This window comes from Desulfitobacterium metallireducens DSM 15288 (assembly GCF_000231405.2).
Lineage (GTDB): Bacteria > Bacillota > Desulfitobacteriia > Desulfitobacteriales > Desulfitobacteriaceae > Desulfitobacterium_A > Desulfitobacterium_A metallireducens.
Genome location: NZ_CP007032.1, coordinates 1065516 through 1088589, shown reverse-complemented (window position 1 = coordinate 1088589; position 23074 = coordinate 1065516). Strand labels below are relative to the sequence as shown.

Genomic DNA, 23074 nt, shown 5'->3' with positions numbered 1-23074 from the left:
ATGTTACTGATTTAATTTCATTAACGTTTCAACCGCTTTACTCATGACTTCCTTCTTATCATCGCCTTTTTCCATCGCTTCTACCAAACAAATATTAGCATACTGCTGCGCAATAACCACTGAAACCTTTTGAACTGCGGATTTTATCGCAATCAATTGATGCAGAACTTCCTCACAACTCTTTCCATCTTCAACCATTCGTTCAACAGCTGCGACATGCCCTTTAACTGTTTTTAGACGTGTGAGGATCTTATTTTGCTCCTCTGGATCAATATACTTTAGAATATCTTCGTCCATTTGTTTCCCTGCTTTCTTCTATATCCCGCTAATGCTCTCCTCAATAAACTCTATCCTACTCGGCTTGCTTGAATTTAATAACCATAAAGTTCTTTATATTTATCGTAAAATTGTAAAACACGCTGCACATATTGACGCGTTTCCTGGAAAGGAATATCCGCGATCTGTAAATTATTAGGGTCTATCTGTTGTGTGCTAATCCACTCCTTCACATGCCCTCTTCCTCCATTATAGGCAGCAACAGTCAAGGCAATATTATTAAATTCTTTCTGCAAATTGGCAAGATACCACGTTCCATACTGAATATTTTTTTCAGGATCCTTTAATTCCTCCTGCGTAAAGCTTTTATCATCCATCTTCTCGGCAATATCACTCGCTGTGTTTGGCATGAGTTGCATTAATCCCAAAGCTCCCTTATGAGACTCCGACTGCGGCATAAAACTACTTTCCGCTCGGATCACTGCGATCACTAAGTAAGGATCAACCCCGTACTCTCGCGCATACTTTTCAACAGTTGGGCGATAAGGATAAGGGTAAAATATCTTCTGAGCCAATGGCATCTGTAGCAGTGATCCTATCCCTATAATGAAGATTAGAAAAACAAATAACCTTCTCTTCAGTTTTTGAATTCTAGACCGTTTGTTTCGCAATTCAAACTCCCTATCAATTTTATCAATTCACACTCTATCTTTATAGGGAAACTCTATCCTTTATTCTAACCAAAAGTTCTTCCAATTGATCCACTGTATTCTCCCAGGTTCCCGAGTTATCGATCAAAACATCTGCTAATTTTGTTTTATCCTCTAAGGACCATTGTGCTGAAATTCGAAGTTCCGCTTCAGCACGAGTGAAAGAATCACGCTTCATGACCCGTTCAAGTTGGACCTGAGGAGAAACCCAGACCACCCAAACTTCATCCATCGCTGTATTAAAACCCGCTTCAAAAAGAAGGGGTACATCCCAGACGCATACCTTTACCCCAGCTGCAGCCAGAGCCATTTGATCAGAAAACAGCTTACCTCTAACTAAGGGATGTAGAATCCCCTCCAAACGTTTTCGGGCTTCATCATTACGGAAAATCTTAGCCCCCAAACCCTTGCGATCAATCTTTCCCTGCGAATCTAAAATATCATCACCAAAGGTTTGAGCCACACGGGAAATCGTCGTCTGATCCTCTGCCAGTAACTGATGTACCGTTTGATCCGCATCCAAAACTGAGATATTGTGTTCCTTTAGCCAGCTCGCGACCGAGGACTTCCCACTCCCTATTCCTCCTGTCAGACCAATAACCCGCATGTTTCCACCTCATATAAGTTTTCCCAATCCAATCAAAATAAGTAGCGTTCCAGGCAAGAACCCAATTCGTGTTAAAATCGCTCTCGGCACCAATCCTGTCACGACCTGACCAATCCGCAACATCAATACCTGTGTCAGTGCCACCAGTAAAATGACAGGAAAAGAATGAATGATCCCGGATGAAAATCCAATAGCGAGACCGGAAGCAAATGCATCCAAGGATAAAGCCGTACCAAGTAACGCACTTTCCTTAATCGTAATTATTCCTGATCCATCCAAGTCAGCTTGTTCTGGATACCTAAGCACTTGAATGACGATCCCTAAGATCTCGAACTGAAATTTAATAACAGGGACTCTAGCCACTGCTCCAAAGGTTGAAACTTCGATCGCTTCTTCCTCCGGATCGTATTTCTGACTTAAAGCTCGAACGACTTGGTAAATTCCTAAGCTAAGTAAAATTATAGCTCCCAGCATATTCGGCGGAAGAAATTGAACCCACTGGACAAACCACCCCCCAAATAAAACGGCCAAGCTCATTGCCACAACAGTACAAAACGCAATCATCAGCATCGACGCCCATGGAATTCGAATTCTTCTCAACCCATATGACATTCCCACTCCGAATCCATCCAGGCTTAAAGCGATAGCAAACATTATCGCGATCCCCATAATCATCCCCCTTTTTACGGTTAGGATAATATATGGGGTACGGCTCGGGAGAGTGCTTTTCCTACCTGTTCAGTTAGTTAACCCCTCTGAAAGTTCCAACCATTCTATCATCGTTGAATCTAGATTCTCTTTCACAGTGTCATATTCCTGCTGCAATTCCATCGCCCGTTCATAATTAGATACGGTCTGAGCAAGCTTACTCTCAATTTCCTGCAACTGATCTTCAATTTCAACAATCTGTTTTTCAAGACTCTGAACACGTTTCAGCTTTTTTTGAAGCTCGCGATCCCGAATTCCTCTTTCAGATCCAGGCGCTAGCGTCATCGCAGAATTTCTAGCATTAGCGGTTACAGAAACTTCCATGACCTCCTCCTGAACTTGAGCTTTATAATCACTATAATCTCCTTCATAAACCTGCAGACCGGATGGAGTTAAATGCGCAATTTTGTTGACCACTCTATCTAAAAAATAGCGATCATGAGAAACGATGAACAACGTCCCTTCATAATCAGCCAAAGCTTCTTCTAACACATCGCGCATCTGCGTGTCCAAGTGATTTGTCGGCTCGTCCAAAAGGAGAAGATTGCCCTGCGCTAAAAATAGCTTAGCAAGTTCGAGTCGACTCTTCTCCCCTCCACTTAAAACGCTCACCAGTTTAAAGACTTCTTCTCCCGTAAATCCAAAACGGGCTAAGAGGCTGCGAATCTCCGGATCTTTCAGCGCAGAATCCCCGCGGATCTCATCAATAATAGTCCCCTTCAAGTGCAGATCTTCATGCTCCTGAGAATAATACCCCAGTTGTACATTGGCTCCAAGACGGATTTCGCCTTGGTAGGTAACTTTTCGTGAGATCGCCTTGAGCAGACTCGTCTTGCCAACCCCGTTTTTACCTAAAAGGGCCACTCGATCTCCTCGGCGTAAGTCTAAGTCAACATCCCTGAAAAGCGTCCGTTCCGAAAAACGGATTCCGACCTTTTCCAGCATGAGAACCTTATCGCCACTCCGTTTCCCCGTTTGTAAATTAAAATGCACCTCTGTTGATGACTTCCCAGTTTGGATCGGCTTAAGCTTGTTTAACTGAATCTCTCGCCCCCGAGCTTGCCGGGCATTAACACCTGCTTTGTTCCGACGGATATATTCTTCAAGACGGCTAATCTTTTTACTCAGCTTTTCTACCTCTCGAGCAAGCGTCGTCTCTTCAACCGCTCGCTGTAGCTCGTATTCGGAATAATTTCCTGGATACGTTTTTAGACTTCCACTTTCAAGATGAAGAATTTTCTGAGCCACGTGATCCAAGAAATAGCGATCATGGGAGACCACAAGGATTGCTCCCGCATACCCGTGCAGAAAACTCTCTAGCCATTCGAGTGCTTCCATATCAAGATGGTTTGTCGGTTCATCCAACACTAAAAGCTCTGGTCCGCTCAGTAAAAGTTTACTTAACGCCAAGCGTGTTTTTTGTCCACCGCTTAAACGAGCCACTGGAGTTTGGATTTCTTTCTCTAATCCTAGACCGGAAAGGATCTTCCGAATCTGAGCTTCTAACGCATATCCTCCCGAACGTTCATAACTCTCCGTCAGCGTACTATATTGTTCAAATACTTTCTCCTCAGGAGCTTCAGCCATCCGTTCTTCAAGTGTCCTTAGTTGCTCCCGCATCTGGATAATTTCGGAACGCTCTTCTAACATGCTTTCCCAAACAGTCCCTGTTTCGGCAAGCATCGGATTTTGGGGAAGATAGCCATACGTTCCCGTGATTTGAACCTGTCCGCTTTCTAAGCGTAGTTCCCCCAGACAGGCCCGCAATAAGGTTGTCTTACCGGCACCATTCGGTCCCACAAGACCGATTTTATCACCCGGTTCTATTCCAAACGTCACTTGCCGGAAAAGAGGTTCACCTGAAATATCCACTCCACAATTCCGGCAGTAAAGTATACTCATGTTCGAATAAACTCCTCGCTTCTTTCAATTTACGCTTCTACTTTTGGCAATGTGTGCAAAAAACAGTCGTTCGCCCACCTAAACGTATCCTAACCAGTGAGCTTCCACAATGGGTACACTTCTCCCCACCGCGTCCATATACCTGGAGTGCCCTTTGAAAGTTCCCCTTTTCCCCATTGGCATCTCGATAATCGCGGAACGAGGTCCCTTGAGCATCAATTCCGGCTTGGAGTACTATACGAATAGCCGCATGTAAAGCCTTAAGCTCCTTGCGTGATAAGGAATTGGCTGCACGCTCTGGGGATAGCTTAGCCCGGAATAACGATTCATCCACATAAATATTACCTAACCCGGCAACTACCTTTTGATCAAGCAAGGCGATTTTCAAAGCCACACTTCTTTTCTTTAAGCGCTCACCAAGCACTTGGGGGGTAAAATCTTCTTCCAGCGGCTCAGGCCCGAGGATACATATCGACGGATGTTGCGAACATTCCTGGGTCGGGACGAGCATGATTCTTCCGAATTTACGTGTATCGGTGAAATGCAGTTCTCCATTGGATAACTTAAATACCACATGGGTATGCTTTTCAGGCTCTCGAAGCTCACCATAAAAGTTCAACCGTCCCGTCATCCTCATATGCGCAAGAAGAGACCAATCTTCATCCAAATGGAACAAGAGATACTTACCTCGACGATCTACACTCAGAATACGACGTCCTTTGACACCCTGCTCAAACGGGAATATGTCCCATCCCTTAACCGCTCCAGGCCAACGAATCAGAACATCTTCAATCGTTTGTTGCAGGATGTGTTGACAAAGTGTTCGGCGAATCGTTTCGACTTCGGGTAATTCTGGCATAACAGTTCGCCTCACTTTTAAGTAAAAAATATTTAAGCATGTTTCTTAGAGAACAAGGGACATCATTTCATACCAGTTCGGTCCTGTCTTGCAATCAACGGTTAAGGGTACAGAAAGTGGGAAAGCATTCTCCATTTCCTCTTGAACGATTTTTGCAACCCGTTCCAGTTCCGCAGGGGCAACCTGAACCACGAGTTCGTCATGGACTTGCAACAGAACATCTGCTTGATAAGGCTCTAAAGCTTGCGCCACGTTAAGCATTGCAAGTTTCATGATATCAGCAGCCGTTCCTTGAATTGGAGTATTCATCGCAATTCTCTCCCCAAACTGGCGCTGATTCCTATTGGGATGACGCAATTCAGGAATTCTCCTGAGCCGATTCATCAGCGTCCGAACTTCTCCATATTCTTTCGCTTGAAGAACAATCTCGGCTAAATATCGTTTTACTCCAGCATACCGTTCAAAATACTTCTCAATATAATACTTTGATTCTTTCCGCGGAATTCCTAAATCACGAGAAAGTCCAAACTCCGTTAAGCCATACACAAGGCCAAAATTGACCGCTTTTGCTTTTCGTCGCATGTCTTTTGTCACTTGATCCATAGGGACCCCAAAAACTTCCGAAGCCGTCCGGGTATGCACGTCTTGATTCAGTGCAAACGATTCTGAAAGGACTTCGTCCTTGGAATAATGCGCTAAAATCCGGAGCTCAATCTGGGAATAATCGGCCGAAAGCAAGACCCAATCCTTGTGTGGCGCTTGGAAAACCTTACGCAACAGACGGCCTTGTTCCAGTCGAATCGGGATATTCTGAAGATTGGGTTCCGTGCTCGATAACCGTCCTGTAGCGGTCACCGTCTGCTGGAAGGTGGTATGAATTTTTCCCTCCCGAATTTGTCCCAGCAAGCCATTCACATAAGTGGACATCAACTTACTTAATTGTCGATAATTGAGTACGTTATCAACGATCGGGTGAGATAATCGCAATTCCTCCAGCGTTTCTGCGTCAGTAGAATAACCGGTTTTTGTCTTTTTAACCGGGGGTAATCCTAGGGCCTCAAAAAGAATATGTCCCAGCTGATGCGGAGAATTGAGATTAAACGTTTCTCCGGCTAACGCATAGATTTCCTGTTCGAGATGTTGCAGTTCCCAGGTTAGCTCCTGACCAAAAGTCTCCAATTGCTTTGCATCCACACCAATACCGACTCTCTCGATTTGAGCCAAGACCATGCTTACCGGTTCCTCGACTTCGTGTAGGAGAGCAACCAAACCAAGTTCATTGAGCGTTTCCGTATAACGACTCGAAACTTGCGCGAGAAGAGACGCTTCCTCCGCAGTGCTCCCAAAATCAGGATATCCTGGTGCATATTCACGCACCAATTCTACCGCTTCAAACTTATTATGAGTAGGATTAATTAAGTAAGCGGCCAAGCTTAAATCGAGACTAACACCTCTTAATGTAATATCTTCATTCAATAATACACTATAAAGAGTTTTTCCTTCACCAACTACCTTAGAGGCATCCGGGTCTTCTAAGAAGGATATCCAATCTCGTTTGACTGAAGAATCAGCCTCCTCCCAAATTAAGCTAAACGATTCTCCCTGAGCAGCAATTCCCCATTCACGGATTTGACTCCAGTGAGGGTTTCCAGGAGTTATCCGGTACGCAAGCGTAACAGGAGCTTTCGCTTTACGCCAGTCCTCAATCTGTTGGAGCCATTCCTTAGTGCCTAAGGTTTTAACTAGCCAAGGCGTAAGAGTATCGTTCGTTACAGCTTTTTCAACTCCACTCGTTTGATTCTTGGGTTTCGTGCCTTCCGCATGATGTTGTTGCCAAATTCGTGCCACACTTTTCAACGTATATTTATCAAGAATTGCCGCGAAGGTAGTCTCCTCTGGGCGCTTATAAATAAAAGTATCTAAATCCATTTCTAGCGGTACTTCATGTAACATTGTCGCTAGCTTTTTACTCAAAAGAGCCTGATTAGTATAAGTACTAAGCTTTTCCTGAAGCTTCTTCCCTGAGACCTTCTCGATATTAGTCAATACATTTTCAATCGTCTCAAATTCTCCAAGCAGTTTCAGCGCAGTTTTCTCCCCGACTCCAGGTACACCCGGAATATTGTCGGAAGCATCTCCCATCAGTCCTTTTAGGTCAATGACTTGAGCAGGACGGAGTTTGTACTTCTCATAAAGCGCTTCTTCATTGTAAGCATCCACTTCACTGATCCCTTTACGCGTTAAAAAAACAGTCGTTTTTGGTGAAATAAGTTGAAGTGCATCCCGATCTCCGGTGTAGATCTGAACCTCCCAGTCACGTACTTCCGCAAGCGTGGTCACGGTCGCAATTAGATCATCCCCTTCATACCCCGCACATTCAATATACGGTACAGCAAAAGCAGTAAGTACTTCTTTCAAGTAGTCAAACTGAGGTTTTAACGCTTCGGGCGTTTCTTTTCGAGTCCCTTTATACTCCGCATACTGCTCGATGCGAACAGTGGCTTTGGTTTTATCAAAAGCAACGACCCAATAATCCGGTTTTTGCTCCGCAAGAAGTCGAAGAAGCATGGTCATGAATCCATGTAAAACATTCGTTGGCTTACCATCGGTCGTGGTCAGCATGGGTAATGCATAAAAAGCCCGATTAGCTAGGCTGTTTCCATCAAGAATTAGGATTTTTGGCATAAAAATACCCCTTTCTATCCAACATTACTATACCATATCGATACAGATTGTGCCAAATAAGAAGGGAGTTGATGTGATAAGGCAACTTCAGCGTTCACACTTGCCCACTTCGATGAATATGATACTAGTACAGGGAGACAAGCCCTGACTCACACTCAAATTATCATGCAAAGGAGGGGTGACTTTATGAATGGAGTGCTCGATAATTGGGCTCAAGGAACTTCAATCGGCCTCCAGACTGCAGGTGGCATAATTACGGGTGCTATTGCCATCATTAGCGAGGATTTGCTTACCCTTACTGATGCGACAATTAATGGTATTGCTGTTACGTTGGCAAATGTAGTAATCAGTGAGATTATTGCAGCAGGACTTGTTCCTACCACTTAACCCATTATCATGGAAAGCGTTCTCTACCTCGAGAACGCTTTCTAAATCTTATTTACAGATCATTATTGAGTAACAACATTCACTGAAATACCCGCAAGGAATTTTTCTAAATTATCAATGGCGAAATCCATCAATCTTTGTCTTGTTTCCACAGGTGCCCATGCGATATGAGGAGTTATAAGACAATTCTTAGCGGTCAGCAGTGGGTTATCTGCTTTAATCGGTTCGGTGGAAACAACATCTAAGGCAGCTCCAGCTACTTTTCCTCTGTTTAAGGCTTCCGCTAAATCTTCTTCCACAACTAACGGCCCCCTAGAGGTGTTGATTATCAAAACTCCATCTTTCATTTGGGCAATTGTTTTTTTGTTAATCATGCCCTTTGTATCATCAAAGAGCGGACAGTGGAGTGAAATAATCTCTGAATCTGAAAATAAAGTATCGAGATCTACATATTTCATCGTTTCATTTTCTAACTCTTTATGGGGATGGCGATTATAGGCGATGACCTTCATCCCAAAAGCCTGGGCTATCCGGCCTGTAGCTTGACCAATTCTTCCATATCCAATAATACCCATGGTCTTTCCTGAAAGCTCAATCATGGGGTGCATCCAGTAACACCAATCCACATTATTCGTCCATTCCCCTTGTTTTACCGATTCGCTATGTGCCCCAACATGATTACATAGCTCCAACAAAAGGGCGATAGTCATCTGACCCACAGAATCAGTACCATAAGCAGGAATATTCGTGACCACAATACCTTTTTCTTTGGCAGCTTCAATATCTACGACATTATACCCTGTTGCAAGAACACCTATATATTTTAAACGAGGCAGCAGGTCCAAAACTTCTCTTGATAAGGGCGTTTTATTGGTAAAAATAACCTCCGCATCCTTTGCTCTTTCAAGAATTAAATTTATACCGCTTCGATCAAAGGTTGTACGATCATAGACAATTACTTCGCCAAGATTTTCCAATTCCCTCCATGAGAGGTCACCTGGGTTAAGGGTATGGCCATCTAATACAACAATCTTCATTTAAGAAACACCCTCTTTGATATTAAATTCATAGAAAACTTCGTTCCCCATTTCCGACCTTACCGGCAAAGAACGGCGCTCCCAAAACTGAACATGATTATAATTATCCACAAGCAGAATTGTGGTTGACCGTGTACCATAATCAGGGCTCACAATATACAGGGGAGAAAGCATGCGTTCCAATTCTAAACTCACCCCCGTCTGTGGTAGCTCTTGATCGTCTGGCCGTACCTGATCGGCCATTATTTCAAATAAATGCTCCACATTAATCTTATTTTCCTTCAAACCGCCTTTAAATGCATTTACTCCTTTTTTTACTTTAGGCCAAGCCTCATCGAGCAAGCTATTGCTCAGCCCATGAAAGCCCTTTTCAACTTGACGGATAACCTTTTCCCTATTCGAGTAGTAATAAAGTGACTGAGTCGTTCCCGCCAGCAGATTGAACCCATTATACTCTATCTGCTCCTCATTTAGGACTTGTAAGTAGGAGTCTGGAGAAAGATCACTCTCAAGGTAACCTCGAACCAGGTTTCCCCGTGACGGAGCTTTAGCCTTATCTTGAGAAGGATCTCGGTAATTCGTCAGAGCGGCAAATCGACCGTTCATGGCAATCCCCATCCAGGTTCCACCCTGTTCCAAATCCCTTCCGGCTAAAATGGAAGGATTATCTGACCAGAAATTTGCAGGCAAAGTTGGTCGTTTATAGGCCTCATCTCGATTAGCCGCAATCACCAGTTTATATCGGGGATCACAATCATATGCAAAAAGAATCAGACACATCGCTATGGATTACCCCCTTATTCCTTGTAAACGCCTCTAAGTAAAGCAATCTCCTTCGCATAGCCTGCGAGGTCGTTAGGAGTTTCAAGGAAGAAAGGCAAGTGGCGAAGTTTGGGATGATTGATAATTCGCGTAATAGCTTCCAGTCCAAGAGAACCTTCACCGATTTTGGCATGGCGATCTTTATGACTGCTCATCGGATTCATGTCATCATTAAGGTGAATTGCTCGGAGCTTGTCCAAACCGATAACCTGATCAAACTTCTCAAACACACCCTCAAGATCGTTAACGAGATCATAACCACCATCATAAACATGACACGTATCCAGACAAATGCCCACCTTTTCAGACAAAGTTATTCCGTCTAAAATCCGTTTCAATTCTTCAAAGGTGCGACCCACTTCTGTCCCTTTACCTGCCATCGTTTCCAGCAAAACAGTAGTGGTCTGCTCAGGCTTCAGAAGCATATTGAGTAACGACGTGATTAGCTCAATGCCGACGTCTACGCCTTGGCCAACATGACTACCAGGATGAAAGTTATAAAGATTATTGGGCAAATACTCCATTCGAGCCAAATCGTCTGCCATTACTTGAGCCGCAAACTCTCGTGTCTTTTCTTCAGCTGAACATGGATTGAGGGTGTAAGGAGCATGAGCCAAAAGAGTGGCAAACTGATTTTTCTTAACAATCTCCAACAATCCCTCAGCGTCTTTAGGATCAATCGCCTTAGCTTTACTTCCTCTGGGATTCCGAGTAAAGAACTGAAACGTATTCGCATTTATTTTCAAGGCCTCTTTCCCCATAGCCTCAAAGCCCTTGGAAACGGATAGATGACACCCGATATTCAACATAACTATTTCCTCACTTTCAAATTCTGAATATCCACTACACTTTGATAAGCCTTTTAATTATACACCCGCCTTCAGTCGCCATTATAACAAAACCCGCATTTAGCGGGTTTTGTTGATTTTAAGTTAAATTTTGTGATTCTTTATTTGTCCCATTAAAACATTAAAATTATTCAACTTTAAATCGTTGTACCAATGCATTTAAGCTTTGGGCTAAACCATTTTGTTTCTCTTCGATTTCAGTTACTCCTTCAACTGCCTTAGATGTTTCATCGATCGAAGTCACTATTAATTGTGATTGAGTAGCTCCTTGCTCTACAGATACTGCCACAGACTCTATGGTTTCTAAAATTTGTCCGATAGAATCCGATATTTGTTCGGAACTTCCTGCAAAGTCGTGTACCAATTGAGCCACGAATTCCGCATCTTGTTCGTATTGCGCTCCAATATTTATCATCGCTTGATAGTCATTGCTAACATTTTGATTGATAAATTGAAGCACGTCCTGGGCATTTCCGGTCAGATTTCTGAACGCTTCTTGCACTTGTTTGATAACGGACTGTATTTCCGAAACTGTATTCGCCGATTGTTCTGCTAATTTCCGTACTTCATCCGCAACTACAGCAAACCCTCTACCCTGTTCCCCTGCGCGCGCAGCCTCAATAGCCGCATTTAAGGCAAGTAGATTGGTTTGATCTGCGATATCAGATATAACTCCAGCCATAATTTCAATTTCTTGAACGACTTTTCCTTCTTCGATCGCCTGAAGGATACTCATCTGTTTCTCTTCAAAGAGTTGATTGGTAGTTTCGGATGCTTTAAGCGACTTGACCTTTGTATCTTTGGCCCTCTCGGAAATTTCTTTAGCATTGTTAAAACCAACATTGGCCTGTTCCACCAAGTCCTTTGTCAAATCTAAAATAGTCTGACTTGCTGCTGTTACTTCCTCAGTCGCTGCACTATTTTCCTCCATACCTGCTGCAATTTCTTGGCTCGTAGCATTAATCATTTGAGTCTGAGTATATATTTCTCTCACGGAAGAAGAAAGAGTAGCATTCATTAAAGTAACTTGTTGGGAGCGGTCCATTAACTGCTTAATGAGATTGTTAAGAAAATCGGTCATACTGTTTATCGCATTAGCCATTTGACCGATTTCATCATTTGATTTGGTCGTTAACTTGTTTGAACTCAAATCACCTTGAGCAACTCGGCCAATGGATTCATTGACACTCAGTAATGATCTAATACTCCGCCCAATGATCAACCACATTAATACTAATGCGATCAACAGTTCCGCCAATCCTAAAATAATAACACTATTACGCATGTTAACTGTCATCTGTTCATAAGGAGTATTGGGTACTCCAACATACCACATCCCGATAATTTCCCCTTGAGCATTTTTTATCGGCTCATAAGCGGTTTGATATATAATCCCGACGACTTCTGCCTCACCAAAATAACTTTGGCCCTCTTTCAAAGTTATTTGCTCTATATTTGCAGCAACTGTTGTGCCAATTGCTCGCGACCCGTCAGATTTTTTCACGTTCGTTGCCACACGTGTATTGCCCTGAAAAATTGTAACTGTATCTCCAGCCAATGAACCAATTTCATCAACAACTGTAAAATTACCATTTATCTTTTCATTTCCTTTATACAGGTTACCATCCTTGATTGACCACTCTCCCGGCAATTTCTCACTTAAATATGCTTTGCCTAATCCTAAGTCAGACTTTAATTTTTCATGAGAAGAATTGATGACTTCATTATTAAATCTAAGGACCGAATATACACCAATAGAAGTGATACCAATTAGGAAAAAAACTGCAACTAATAACAATAACTTAAATCTAACACCACTTTTCATTAAATCAGCTCCTAATACATTCTATGCCTATTCTCCAATTACAATAATAGCTCTATCTAAATATGATTTTATATCACGGCTATACATGATTTGTGTCGAAATTAGTCGTAAATTTTGATTTATTTCTAAACAATTAAAAGCCAGCTTCTCTTCAAATAGAGCTGCTGGCGCTAAGAAGTACATGCCTATAATTTTCTGTTTTAAGGGTTATCCTTCAGATAATCCTCGATTGTTTTTCCCGCGACATAAACCCTTTCCATGACAGCCTTTCCGTTATGGATTCTAACGGTTATATATACATCATTGATTCTTTCCATAAAACGTGTATTGAGTTCCTTTTCGGCGTTTAGCGCTTGATCCTCAGGCATGTAATAACGGCTAAAAGGAATTTTCAGAACAACATTCCCCGACTGAGAATTCAACTCCTCGGTAAAGGCAATCTTTGTCTTAAAATAAGCCTCATTAGCTGGATGATTAAAGCTTATGCTGGAAACCTCCACATAGCCTTGAGCGTTATTTTCAAGCGTGGCATAGACCGTTCTTCCCGGCGGGTATTTTTGAATATCCTCAACCGGTACCCGCTGTTCTTCAATATCAATATTAAGATAGCGCCCCATGAATGCATCATAAGGATCTACCGGCGCTGCCTTAAATTTATATTGTTGCCCTTGTTGCAGGATTGACTGATGATCCTGAATCATCGAGATTGGCACAGCCAATTGGAGAATCACCATACCAATGAAGATGATCATTTTCACATTTCTCTTCATTGTTCTCCTCCTTTCTGGCGTCTAACCAACACATAATTGGCCAGTAAAAAGCCTAAGCCTACAAGGATAAAAGCGATTCCCTTTTCGAGAAAACCCAGCCCACTGTCGAAAAACCTCAATATAATAAGCACGGCAAGAATGAGCATTCCACCGTTGGTCAATCCCAGACTATGAATTTTCAAACCCCGAATGACAATAAATATTCCCAAAATAAGCAAATACGCATCGAAGAGTAAATCGGATATGCCAGCCCCTTGAAAAGATGCAAGAAGGAAACCCAAAATAGCAAGAACCGGTAACGCGGAAAAAATCAGTCCTAACGTATCTTTCTGCTTGAAAAATTTATTGAGCAGATAGCCTACTCCTACCCCCATTAACGCCATTAAAATATAATCCTGAGTTGCATTTAATGTATTGTGATAATAATCTTGGCCATAATATTTCCAACCCACCTGCTCCCAAATTCCTTTATAAGAAAGAACGATCGAGAAAATCAGCGAACCCATAAGCCCAATCAAAAGCAGCGGTTTTTGCCAATCCGATTCAGATTGCTTCCAATCTATCCAGCCCATTAAGAAAAGAATCGTAAAGTAGCAACTGTATACAATAATCCAAATTCCCGGTAACACCTGCTCCAGAACGATGCTTAAGGAAATACACAAACTCAGGATCAAGGCCAGCTCTAAGAATAGGAAATGATTAGAAGATCTCCAATATTTGAACATTTTATACAAAAAGCCACTAACTAAAGCAAGGAGCAACCAGTAAAGGAACGTATATCCCCCTTCACCACGGGTAACCCCAGCCCAAATAACAGTTCCCAAAATATAGAGGATCGCGGGAACTGTCACCTCTAATAGATAGATTATCGGAAGGGAAAGCAAGATCCATGTCAAAATAAACTGTGGCGTATCACCGGGAATATGATATGTCTGACCGATCAAGGAAATCGAAGCGCCGATCATTAAAAAGAGAAAGACCGCCGTTCCCTCTCTCCAAGCGGGTGAATTCTTCCCCGTGAAGATAACCCATCCTGTCAGTATTTGAGCGAGGATCAAGGGGAGCAAAGACAGAACCGTTCGTAAGGTGAGCGAAAAATTATCCCAGTTCTTAGCAAACAAGAGAATAATCCCGCTCCCGATCAGAACTGCTCCAAGAGTTCCAAAAATTGCGAGTGCCATCTTCAATCCATTGGGTTCCTCAACCTCACCGTAATAGTTCTGGATTTTAATTCCAGTTTCTTCACTAACCACATCTTTGGCGACCCACTTCGGTATCTCTTCATGAAGCCATTTGATATTTCGGTCTTTCATAAAAGCCCTCCCTTCAAACGTTCCGATAGCAACTTCAGTTTATCTTAAAATAGACGAATCCGCCACCCAGGGTTGTCGTTTGGAACCACAAGCATAGGTCAACTCTTTTAATCCGGCCTTCATCCAAAATGTTTACAAAAGAATGGGTTCCATCCTCTGTATACTCAAGCGAAATGAGCGTAACCCAATGATAACGATCCAGATTTTTCGCTTCACCATTATCCAAATTAAGGAAGGCAATCGGAACATCTTGGGTTAGTGCTTCGTCGATAAAATTCAATATTTGATGGAACTCAGGGCGTTGAGATTTCTCTTTTGGTATATTAAAAAAGCGATACTCAACATTTAGTCCCTTAGATTCCATGAAAGCACGCAAGGGGGTATAAAACATCTGGGTTGTATGAACCCCTCGCATAGACGGGGTAACATACTCCCATATTTCCTCCATGAGAGCTATCCAATTTTCTTTACTATTGGAGGCCTTTTCTAACTCCAGCAAAGCTTGATTATGACTGAGATAAAAAAAGAGATTTGTCGCCACAGTGGGTCCGCATCCTGAAAGGCGCTGCCACTTTTTAGGATACCAAAGTTGGTGGCAGCCATAATACGATTGATTCGTAGTTTTATCTAAAATCTTAAATAAATCAAGATTAGATAAAGACTTTGTAGTCATATTTCACACGACCTCATTCGTTTGATATTCTTTTGTTGGGCACTTTTCATTGTATTATTTAAGTTTTAAAAATCCTAACCCAGCTAAAAGAACAAGCATAATGGCAATGGGAGCAACATACTTAACGAGAAAGAAATAAATCTTGGCAAACCCCTCATTTTTTAAATGGCGATCATTGCTGAATTCAGTAAACATTCTTTGATATCCCCAACGCCAGCCGACAAAAAGAGCAAAGAAAATACCCCCTAAGGGCAACAAAATATTGGACGTCAGAAAATCATAAAAATCAAACATATTCTTTCCAAAAAACATCACATCCGAGAGCAAGCTGGTGGACAAGGTTGCCGTCGAACCCACTAAAGCTACCGCACTAATCGTTCCCAGCGTCGCCACACGTCTTGTGAGTTTGTGCTCTTCTACAAGATAGGCCACCGGGACTTCAAGCAAGGAAAGCATGGCTCCCGTTGCTGCGACTGCAACAAGGATAAAGAATAGAACCATAAAAGGACGTCCAAAAGGCATCGAACTAAATACCATGGGAATCGTGATAAATAAAAGAGAAGGCCCGTCATTTGGCTTAAATCCAAAAGCGAAAACAGCGGGAAAGATTGCGATCCCCGCCATAATAGAAACGAGAGTATCTGACAACATCACTTTAAGGGCTATTCGGGGAAGATCCTCTTCCTTCCCAATATAACTGCCATAGGTCGTCATGGTCCCCATCCCAACACTTAACTTGAAGAATGCTAATCCTAAGGCTGCTAACACCACGCTAAAACTAATCTTGCTAAAATCCGGATCAAACAAAAATTTCAACCCTTCCGAGGCACCGGGTAACATCAGAGACCGGATATCAACGATAAAGAGTAGGACAAACAAAACGGGCATTAAGATTTTAGTCACCCGCTCAATTCCTTTGGCAACCCCGGACATAATGATAGTACCCGTAACTACGAGAACAAAGATCTGCCAAAATAGAGGTTCCCCTACTCCACTTACTAAACCCTGAAAAACAGCATAAGTTTGTTCAGGACTCGTTGAGTGAATCGTTCCAACTGCCGCTTTGAAAATATATGAAAATACCCAACCCGCTACATCCGTATAAAAGGCCATAATCAAAAAAGCACTCAGAACTCCTGAAACTCCGAGTAAAAACCAGGGTTCCTGCGGGGCTAATTTACGAAGTGCTCCCACTGCATTCGCGTTGGTTTTCCGTCCAATCATCAATTCTGACAGCATGACTGGCATACTGATGAGCAGAGTAGCAATCAGATAGATCAAGATAAAGGCTGCTCCCCCATTTTGACCGGTTACATACGGGAACTTCCAGATGTTACCTAAACCCACTGCCGAACCCAAGGTGGCAGCAATTACCCCTAAACTACTAGAAAATCCTTCACGTTGGAGTTTATCGTGTTGCGTTTCTTGCATCACCTATTCATCCTTCCTCAAAGGTATTACCGCATTTTTTGCCGCCGCATAACCCGAAGACCAGGCCCACTGCAGATTATATCCCCCACAATCGCCATCAATATCCAAGATTTCTCCAGCAAAGAAAAGACCGGGGACTATCTTCGATTCCATCGTATTCGGGTTAATATCTCGAACATCAATTCCCCCTGCGGTAACTTGCGCCGCAGTCCAGCTGTTCGTGCCTATGACCTTAAAGCGCCAATCTTGAAGGATATTTATGATTTTTTCTCTCTCCTGAGCGGTCAATTGTATCACAGGTTTATTAATGTCAACAATCCCCGCTTGTTTGAGTAATACAGGTACGAGTTGTTTATTGAGAAAGCCTACAAAACTAAAGGACACATTTTTTTCAGGATTATCATGCCAACGTTTGAGCACATAGTTGCTAAGTTCATCCTTGGATAAGTGATTGATGATCCTGGTCTTAACCCATACCTCTTGATTTCTCTTCAATTGCTCTGCGGCCGTGCGACTCAAATCGAAAATAGGCGGCCCCGAAATACCATACTCCGTAAATAAAATTTCGCCTTGTGCCTTAGCTAATACCTTTTCCCTGACGATAATCTCTGCCTCTCCTTCAAATTTAATTCCTTTAATTTGTTTAAGAAAGGGCTCATCTAACTTAAGCTGGACGAGAGCCGGAAAGGGTTCAATCAGATGGTGGCCCAGTTTTTCAGCTAAAGTATAACCACTTCCATTAGAGCCTAAATTCGGGGCTGCTTTACCACCCGGTGCAAGAATAACGCGGTGTGCAAAAAACTTAGTTCCATCCTTCATGAAAATATCAAAGCCCTTGGATGTTTTTCGAATCTCTTTCACTTCCGTTTCAACCAGGGTATCGATACCTAACTGCTCCACCTCATAGCGAAGCACATCTAATACACTCGACGCCTGATTAGAAAAAGGAAAAACCTTTCCTCCATCCTCCACCTTATGGGTAATCCCTAAGTGTTCAAAAAAATCGATAACCTGAAAATTATCAAATTCCTGCAGGGCACTATACGCAAATTTAGGATTAGAGCCATGAAAATGAGTGATATGTATATCCATATTCGTTAAATTACATCGACCATTACCTGTGGCTAAAATCTTCTTACCCACACGCTGGTTTTTCTCTAAAATAGTCACGTGTGCCCCTTTCTGGCCCGCTATCACAGCAGCAAATAAACCCGCTGCCCCTCCTCCAACTACAGCAACCTTCATATGTTCACCTTTAGGCATTGTAATCCCCCTTATGTCAAACCTAGTCTACCCAATCTACACACTATTCAAATTTCAGGAAAGTCATTTGATTGATAATCTTGTTAACTAATACATAGAAGTATTATATCATACGTTCTCTTTTCAAAATTCTCTGTTCCTCCTCAAAAAGCACCCACTCTTCTCCAGTTAAAAACAGGAAATTACAGAAAGAATGAGAATTGAAATATCAACACGATTCAATTGACAGCAAAAAGACACGGGAATTTCATATGAATTCCCGTGTCTTTTTGCTGTCATTTCTAAATCATCTTAGCAAGCGGTCAAGATTTACATTAGATAACTAATAAATAATCCAAGGGCCATAAAAAAACCAAAGAAGGTATTTGTTTGTGCTGTTGCCTTCATTGCTGGCATCATGGTTATTGGTTCAGTTTTACCCACAAACCCTTTGGTTGCTGCAACAGCTTTAGGTAGGCTTAGAAAGACTAGGAGTATCCACGGCGTTGCAGTCTTTGTTACAATGAGTCCGACAACCCATAAATAAGAAACCGAGAACATAATTCCCATGAAGTAAGTTGCCTTCTTAGGTCCAAGTACGATGGGAAGAGTTTTACGACCATTGGCTTTATCTCCATCATGATCACGAAGATTGTTACTGAGATTAATGAGGCCGACCAAAATTCCACTGGGTACAGCCACAAGAACAGCTATATTCGAGACATATCCTGTTTGAATAAAGAAGGCTATCAAAATAATCAAAAAGCCCATGAATAAACCAGATAACAGCTCTCCAAAAGGAGTTCTCGAAATCGGCAGTGGGCCTCCTGTATAAAGGTAACCCACTAACATACACACTAATCCAACTGCTGCAAGCCACCAGGACGATGCAGCACAGATATAGATCCCTAATAAAAGAGAGATCCCGTACATACTTAAGGCAAGATTCATAATCAATTGGGGAGTCATACCATGTCGGACAATTCCCCCACCAATACCTATAGATTCTTCAGTATCTAAACCCCGTTTAAAATCGTAATATTCATTGAAAAGGTTCGTCGCCGCTTGAATGAGAATGCTAGCGAGCATCATTGCCGCAAAAAGTAATCCATTCGACTTACCTTCGAGAAGGGCTAATATTGTTCCCAGAAGAACGGGGACAAAAGCAGCAGTTAAGGTATGTGGCCGTATTAATTCCCACCAAACTTTCCAACTCCGCGTATTCGGAAGCGATTGTTGAGTATTATATTGTAATTGCATATTTCTTTTCTCCTCTATTTATTTAATACATCATTCATTTGCATCAATATACCTTGCATATCTATCATCAGGTTTTGGGGAATAGAATCGAATCCGTTTTTAGATATTTTTTTGCCTTACTTAATATTCTACCCAAACGTTAAAGGATTGTATAGTAGCATTAATTTCCCTCGTAAAAATATGAGATGATGCTCAACTCATACTTACATCAATATATTTGTGCATCACTTTTAATCATTTTTTCCAAATAACCGAAACACTTTACTCAATTCTTTTTTCCGAGATCGGACTAGTTTTATTACGCAACTGTTCAATATTCACTTCCATCAAAATAAGAGCAAGCATAATTATGGTACCTCCCACTGCCATGCTGGAGGTAAAAGGTTCAAAGCGGAAAGCAACTGAAAATAGGCTTCCAAAAAGGCCCTCAAGCATCATAATCAGCCCTGCAGTTGTTGCTGAAGTATGTTTTTGAGCAATAACCTGCAACGTCTGCGCAACAAAGGAGCACATCACACCCATATAGAGGAGCGGAAGAATTGCTGCTTGCCAATTCACATTAACGAGCTGACCTCCATCGGCTATGAAAAAATATCCCAATCCACCGATTGCTTGTACTATTGCCAACATAAATGCAACAATCGTCGCATCCGTTTCCCTCGCGCCATAACTTATATACGTAATCGAACCGGCATAAAAAAATGCACAAATGAGGGAGTAAACGTCACCAATATTGAGCACGAACCCTCTCCTCATTATGCCCGTAAGTATTGCCATCCCCCATAAGCAAAAGGCTATCGCTATAAAACTTTTAATCTTAAGAGACTTCTTAAATGCAAGATAAGCCATAAACGGTACTATGACAACATAAGTTGCTGAAATAAACGCATTGTTAGAAGGGGTCGTATATTTCACGCCTACCGTCTGCGCAATGTAGCCTCCAAAATTGAGGAGTCCAGCAATCAACCCAATCTTAAAATCATTAAAGGTCATTCGAAAGATTTTTTGATGAAAAAGTAGGAGCACCAACAAAGCAAAAATTAATCCTCTCGCAAAGTTAATAAACCCTGCGGAGACATTGGCATCCAAGGCCATTCTTGTAACGACAAAACCCGAACCCCAAAGTGCCGAAATCAAGAGTAACACCATATTCGCCATTCGTTTTGTAATCTTCATAAATTCAATCCTTATTCATCTCGTTAATAGAAGATATGGAGTAGAAAGTTACATAAAAAAGAGCCCTCGCAGGCTCTTCTCTAAAATCATATATGGTGCGAGTGATCGGACTTGAACCGATACGGGCTTTCACCCAATGGTTTTTGAGACCATCGCGTCTGCCGATTCCGCCACACTCGCAAAGCTTACGAATCAGATGACGTGTGTTATAATATCATTTCTCAAAAAATTAGTCAAGTACTTCTTCCTGAAATGTCACAGCTGGCTTCATGCCTTCAGCATCCTCAGTCGCCCCAATCAACTCTTGCATATCTGATACCTCACTGACCTCAGAGCACTCCGTCGCTTCTTGACTGGCTCGCACTTCAAATTGCCCAATCGCTCTTAACTTTTTATAGCGTTGTTGCTTTAATGCTTCGGGAGATTGTTCTCGGAGTTTAATCAGATGTTGTGCTATCCCTTTCGCGATCTCATCGGCCGTTTTTTTGACATTCTTATGAGCTCCCCCTAAGGGTTCGCGCAGAATTCCATCAGCAACCCCTAACGAAAGCAGATCTTGAGCTGTAAACTTCAAAGAAGAAGCTGCCTCTTTCGCTTTGCTGGGATCCTTCCAAAGGATCGATGCACAACTTTCCGGAGCAATAACAGAATAGAACGAGTTCTCCAGCATCAGAACAACGTTTCCGACACCCAGAGCCAACGCTCCACCACTGCCACCTTCCCCAATGACTGTGCTGATAATCGGTACCCCATAACCGGCCATGGCCTCTAAGCAACGAGCAATTGCTTCACCCTGACCCCGTTCTTCAGCCGCGAGATCGCACGCTGCCCCGGGAGTATCAATAAACGTCAGAATCGGTCGATTAAACTTATTCGCTTGATCCATTAAGCGCATGGCTTTACGGTAGCCTTCCGGATGAGGCATTCCAAAATTACGCTGGATATTTTCCTTCGTATCTTTCCCTTTGACATGGGCCACTACCGTCACAGGAATCCCATGGAAACTCGCAATACCTCCGACAATCGCATGATCATCGGCAAAAAAGCGATCCCCCTTTAGCTCGATGAAATCCTCAAAGAGCAAGGGCGCGTAGTCATAGAAGTTAGGTCGTTCCGCATGTCGAGCAATTTGCACCTTTTGCCAAGGTTCAAGATGACTATAGATTTCTTTTCTCTGACGTATAAGTTTATGTTGTAATTTAAATATCTCTTGGGTCAAATCAATCTCTTTTTCTCGAGAAAATGCTTGCAGTTCAGCTATTTTCTGTTCGAGTTCAAGAATTGGCTTTTCAAATTCAAAGTGTTGTGCCATAATCTGCCCCTTCCTGATGATAACGCAACAAACGAGCTAAAACAGAACGCATCTGTGAGCGCTCAACCACGAGGTCAATAAGTCCATGTTCTTGGTTAAATTCAGCCGTCTGTGCTCCAGGAGGAAGTTCTTGCCGCATGGTTTGTTTAATCACGCGTGGACCAGTAAAGCCAATCAGTGCTCCTGGTTCTGCAATCTGAATATCTCCCAAGGAAGCATAGCTTGCAGTGACTCCTCCAAATGTAGGATCGGTCATAACGGAAATATAAAGCAAGTGATTTTCGGACAAGCGAGATAGTGCAGCACTTGTTTTTGCCATTTGATAGAGGGACAAAATGCCTTCCTGCATCCGTGCTCCACCAGACGTCGAAAATATGATCACGGGTAAACGTAGGTCGATGGCGCGTTCAATCGCCCGCGTAATCTTCTCTCCTGTCACCGAACCCATACTCCCCATCATGAAGTTTCCTTCATTGAGCGCCAAAACAACCGGAAGGCCCTCAACGGTCACTCTTCCTGTGAGTACGGATTCCGTCTGATCCGTGCTCTCTTCAGCTTTTGCCAGTTTTTCTTCATAACCAGGAAATTCTAAAGGATTATTCGTATGGATTTCTACATCCCATTCCTCGAAGCTTCCGGGATCAGCGATCGATTCTAAACGTTCCCGCGAAGTGATTCGAAAATGATAACTACAGAGTGGACAAACCTCGAGATTCTCTGATACTGCTTTCTTATAGAGAGTCTCCCCGCATTCTGGGCACTTCACCCAAACACCGTCTGGGATTTCTTTCCGACTTGAGGCGGTGACGGAGGATTTCTGGGGTTGGTTTTGTACTGGCTCCGTGGATTGAATGGTTACATATTTTGTTTTATGAAATATATCTTTGAACATACTCTAACTAGCTCCCCATCAAGCTAGTTACAATTTCATGCGCTTCTTCTGCTTCCGATTCCGGAACAAGAATTTCAACAGAAGCATGCTCTCCCAAATGGGCTGAACCAATGGGTCTGAGTTGAACCAGCATCCCTTCATCCGTTAAATTTTTCTTATACTTCTCTGCAATAGCTCTATTTGGTGCAATGTAAATAACGGTCCACATAACACTGATTCCTCCTTGTTCAAAAAGAGAAACATACCCTACTTGGACGGATATGTTCTAACCGTTACTGAGTTCATAATTATGACCAGCTAACAAAATAATAGCTAACATACGTTTGTAAGAAATATCAT

Annotated in this window: 22 protein-coding genes and 1 tRNA gene; 1 reads left to right on the top strand and 22 read right to left on the bottom strand. The window is 42.5% G+C overall.

The genetic code is table 11. The features are described 5' to 3' along the window. Positions 1-3: 3 nt before the first annotated feature. The 7 genes from DESME_RS05240 to polA all read right to left on the bottom strand — a co-directional run bounded on the left by DESME_RS05240 (position 4) and on the right by polA (position 7747). The gene (locus tag DESME_RS05240; protein WP_006717913.1) at positions 4-297 is read right to left on the bottom strand and encodes a metal-sensitive transcriptional regulator; all 294 of its coding nucleotides are present in this window, start codon (positions 295-297) and stop codon (positions 4-6) included. A gap of 74 nt (positions 298-371) precedes the next feature. After that, a complete protein-coding gene (locus tag DESME_RS05235; protein ID WP_025248678.1) occupies positions 372-947 on the bottom strand; it encodes a lytic transglycosylase domain-containing protein in 576 nt (191 codons plus the stop codon). Between the two features lie 40 nt (positions 948-987). Next, positions 988-1593 carry a dephospho-CoA kinase gene (gene coaE / locus DESME_RS05230; protein WP_006717916.1) on the bottom strand — a complete coding sequence of 202 codons (606 nt, stop codon included), beginning with the start codon at positions 1591-1593 and terminating at the stop codon, positions 988-990. Between the two features lie 9 nt (positions 1594-1602). Next, positions 1603-2262, bottom strand: a complete 660-nt coding sequence (gene ytaF, locus DESME_RS05225; RefSeq protein WP_006717918.1) for a sporulation membrane protein YtaF — start codon at positions 2260-2262, stop codon at positions 1603-1605. 69 nt (positions 2263-2331) lie between these two features. After that, on the bottom strand, positions 2332-4203 hold the full coding sequence (locus DESME_RS05220) for an ABC-F family ATP-binding cassette domain-containing protein (RefSeq protein WP_006717920.1): 1872 nt from the start codon (positions 4201-4203) through the stop codon (positions 2332-2334). 37 nt (positions 4204-4240) lie between these two features. Continuing rightward, positions 4241-5062: a DNA-formamidopyrimidine glycosylase gene (gene mutM / locus DESME_RS05215; RefSeq protein ID WP_006717921.1), complete on the bottom strand. Its 822-nt coding sequence runs from the start codon at positions 5060-5062 to the stop codon at positions 4241-4243. A 45-nt stretch (positions 5063-5107) separates the two neighbouring features. Next, a complete protein-coding gene (polA, locus tag DESME_RS05210) occupies positions 5108-7747 on the bottom strand; it encodes a DNA polymerase I (RefSeq protein WP_006717923.1) in 2640 nt (879 codons plus the stop codon). 186 nt (positions 7748-7933) lie between these two features. On the opposite strand from polA, the gene DESME_RS05205 reads away from it, so the two are divergent. Further along, positions 7934-8134, top strand: coding sequence for a hypothetical protein (locus DESME_RS05205; RefSeq protein WP_006717925.1), 201 nt, complete (start codon positions 7934-7936; stop codon positions 8132-8134). Positions 8135-8196: 62 nt separating this feature from the next. Here DESME_RS05205 and DESME_RS05200 read toward each other — a convergent pair whose 3' ends face one another. From DESME_RS05200 to DESME_RS05130, 15 genes are all read right to left on the bottom strand, one after another. Then, positions 8197-9171, bottom strand: a complete 975-nt coding sequence (locus DESME_RS05200) for a D-2-hydroxyacid dehydrogenase (RefSeq protein WP_006717926.1) — start codon at positions 9169-9171, stop codon at positions 8197-8199. Next, positions 9172-9951, bottom strand: a complete 780-nt coding sequence (locus DESME_RS05195) for an NRDE family protein (RefSeq protein WP_006717928.1) — start codon at positions 9949-9951, stop codon at positions 9172-9174. A gap of 17 nt (positions 9952-9968) precedes the next feature. Beyond that, positions 9969-10802 (bottom strand): deoxyribonuclease IV, encoded by an 834-nt coding sequence (locus DESME_RS05190; protein WP_006717929.1) that lies wholly within the window; start codon positions 10800-10802, stop codon positions 9969-9971. A gap of 166 nt (positions 10803-10968) precedes the next feature. Continuing rightward, complete coding sequence (locus DESME_RS05185) at positions 10969-12666, bottom strand: methyl-accepting chemotaxis protein (protein WP_006717931.1); 1698 nt, start codon at positions 12664-12666, stop codon at positions 10969-10971. A gap of 200 nt (positions 12667-12866) precedes the next feature. Then, positions 12867-13436 (bottom strand): GDYXXLXY domain-containing protein, encoded by a 570-nt coding sequence (locus tag DESME_RS05180; RefSeq protein WP_006717933.1) that lies wholly within the window; start codon positions 13434-13436, stop codon positions 12867-12869. Further along, positions 13433-14749, bottom strand: a complete 1317-nt coding sequence (locus DESME_RS05175; protein ID WP_006717935.1) for a DUF2157 domain-containing protein — start codon at positions 14747-14749, stop codon at positions 13433-13435. The genes DESME_RS05180 and DESME_RS05175 overlap by 4 nt, the downstream gene beginning before the upstream one ends. A gap of 34 nt (positions 14750-14783) precedes the next feature. Further along, positions 14784-15422, bottom strand: a complete 639-nt coding sequence (locus DESME_RS05170; RefSeq protein WP_006717937.1) for a hypothetical protein — start codon at positions 15420-15422, stop codon at positions 14784-14786. A gap of 54 nt (positions 15423-15476) precedes the next feature. After that, positions 15477-16853, bottom strand: a complete 1377-nt coding sequence (locus DESME_RS05165) for a sodium-dependent transporter (protein WP_006717938.1) — start codon at positions 16851-16853, stop codon at positions 15477-15479. Between the two features lie 3 nt (positions 16854-16856). After that, complete coding sequence (locus tag DESME_RS05160; protein ID WP_006717940.1) at positions 16857-18116, bottom strand: BaiN/RdsA family NAD(P)/FAD-dependent oxidoreductase; 1260 nt, start codon at positions 18114-18116, stop codon at positions 16857-16859. Positions 18117-18425: 309 nt separating this feature from the next. Continuing rightward, positions 18426-19355 carry a 1,4-dihydroxy-2-naphthoate polyprenyltransferase gene (locus DESME_RS05155; RefSeq protein ID WP_006717942.1) on the bottom strand — a complete coding sequence of 310 codons (930 nt, stop codon included), beginning with the start codon at positions 19353-19355 and terminating at the stop codon, positions 18426-18428. A gap of 261 nt (positions 19356-19616) precedes the next feature. Continuing rightward, positions 19617-20531: a DMT family transporter gene (locus DESME_RS05150; protein WP_006717945.1), complete on the bottom strand. Its 915-nt coding sequence runs from the start codon at positions 20529-20531 to the stop codon at positions 19617-19619. Positions 20532-20624: 93 nt separating this feature from the next. Beyond that, positions 20625-20711: transfer RNA gene (locus tag DESME_RS05145), tRNA-Leu, on the bottom strand. 49 nt (positions 20712-20760) lie between these two features. Next, positions 20761-21843 carry an acetyl-CoA carboxylase carboxyltransferase subunit alpha gene (locus DESME_RS05140; protein ID WP_006717948.1) on the bottom strand — a complete coding sequence of 361 codons (1083 nt, stop codon included), beginning with the start codon at positions 21841-21843 and terminating at the stop codon, positions 20761-20763. Continuing rightward, a complete protein-coding gene (accD, locus tag DESME_RS05135; protein WP_006717950.1) occupies positions 21827-22735 on the bottom strand; it encodes an acetyl-CoA carboxylase, carboxyltransferase subunit beta in 909 nt (302 codons plus the stop codon). The genes DESME_RS05140 and accD overlap by 17 nt, the downstream gene beginning before the upstream one ends. 7 nt (positions 22736-22742) lie before the next feature. Next, positions 22743-22943: a hypothetical protein gene (locus DESME_RS05130; protein ID WP_006717952.1), complete on the bottom strand. Its 201-nt coding sequence runs from the start codon at positions 22941-22943 to the stop codon at positions 22743-22745. Between the last annotated feature and the right edge of the window lie 131 nt (positions 22944-23074).

Excerpts from the sequence above, each read along its gene's own strand:
- DESME_RS05240 (WP_006717913.1), bottom strand. The coding sequence starts at position 297 with ATGGACGAAGATATTCTAAAGTATATTGATCCAGAGGAGCAAAATAAG.
- coaE (WP_006717916.1), bottom strand. The coding sequence starts at position 1,593 with ATGCGGGTTATTGGTCTGACAGGAGGAATAGGGAGTGGGAAGTCCTCG.
- ytaF (WP_006717918.1), bottom strand. The coding sequence starts at position 2,262 with ATGGGGATCGCGATAATGTTTGCTATCGCTTTAAGCCTGGATGGATTC.
- DESME_RS05220 (WP_006717920.1), bottom strand. The coding sequence starts at position 4,203 with ATGAGTATACTTTACTGCCGGAATTGTGGAGTGGATATTTCAGGTGAA.
- mutM (WP_006717921.1), bottom strand. The coding sequence starts at position 5,062 with ATGCCAGAATTACCCGAAGTCGAAACGATTCGCCGAACACTTTGTCAA.
- polA (WP_006717923.1), bottom strand. The coding sequence starts at position 7,747 with ATGCCAAAAATCCTAATTCTTGATGGAAACAGCCTAGCTAATCGGGCT.
- DESME_RS05205 (WP_006717925.1), top strand. The coding sequence starts at position 7,934 with ATGAATGGAGTGCTCGATAATTGGGCTCAAGGAACTTCAATCGGCCTC.
- DESME_RS05200 (WP_006717926.1), bottom strand. The coding sequence starts at position 9,171 with ATGAAGATTGTTGTATTAGATGGCCATACCCTTAACCCAGGTGACCTC.
- DESME_RS05195 (WP_006717928.1), bottom strand. The coding sequence starts at position 9,951 with ATGTGTCTGATTCTTTTTGCATATGATTGTGATCCCCGATATAAACTG.
- DESME_RS05190 (WP_006717929.1), bottom strand. The coding sequence starts at position 10,802 with ATGTTGAATATCGGGTGTCATCTATCCGTTTCCAAGGGCTTTGAGGCT.
- DESME_RS05185 (WP_006717931.1), bottom strand. The coding sequence starts at position 12,666 with ATGAAAAGTGGTGTTAGATTTAAGTTATTGTTATTAGTTGCAGTTTTT.
- DESME_RS05180 (WP_006717933.1), bottom strand. The coding sequence starts at position 13,436 with ATGAAGAGAAATGTGAAAATGATCATCTTCATTGGTATGGTGATTCTC.
- DESME_RS05175 (WP_006717935.1), bottom strand. The coding sequence starts at position 14,749 with ATGAAAGACCGAAATATCAAATGGCTTCATGAAGAGATACCGAAGTGG.
- DESME_RS05170 (WP_006717937.1), bottom strand. The coding sequence starts at position 15,422 with ATGACTACAAAGTCTTTATCTAATCTTGATTTATTTAAGATTTTAGAT.
- DESME_RS05165 (WP_006717938.1), bottom strand. The coding sequence starts at position 16,853 with ATGCAAGAAACGCAACACGATAAACTCCAACGTGAAGGATTTTCTAGT.
- DESME_RS05160 (WP_006717940.1), bottom strand. The coding sequence starts at position 18,116 with ATGCCTAAAGGTGAACATATGAAGGTTGCTGTAGTTGGAGGAGGGGCA.
- DESME_RS05155 (WP_006717942.1), bottom strand. The coding sequence starts at position 19,355 with ATGCAATTACAATATAATACTCAACAATCGCTTCCGAATACGCGGAGT.
- DESME_RS05150 (WP_006717945.1), bottom strand. The coding sequence starts at position 20,531 with ATGAAGATTACAAAACGAATGGCGAATATGGTGTTACTCTTGATTTCG.
- DESME_RS05140 (WP_006717948.1), bottom strand. The coding sequence starts at position 21,843 with ATGGCACAACACTTTGAATTTGAAAAGCCAATTCTTGAACTCGAACAG.
- accD (WP_006717950.1), bottom strand. The coding sequence starts at position 22,735 with ATGTTCAAAGATATATTTCATAAAACAAAATATGTAACCATTCAATCC.
- DESME_RS05130 (WP_006717952.1), bottom strand. The coding sequence starts at position 22,943 with ATGTGGACCGTTATTTACATTGCACCAAATAGAGCTATTGCAGAGAAG.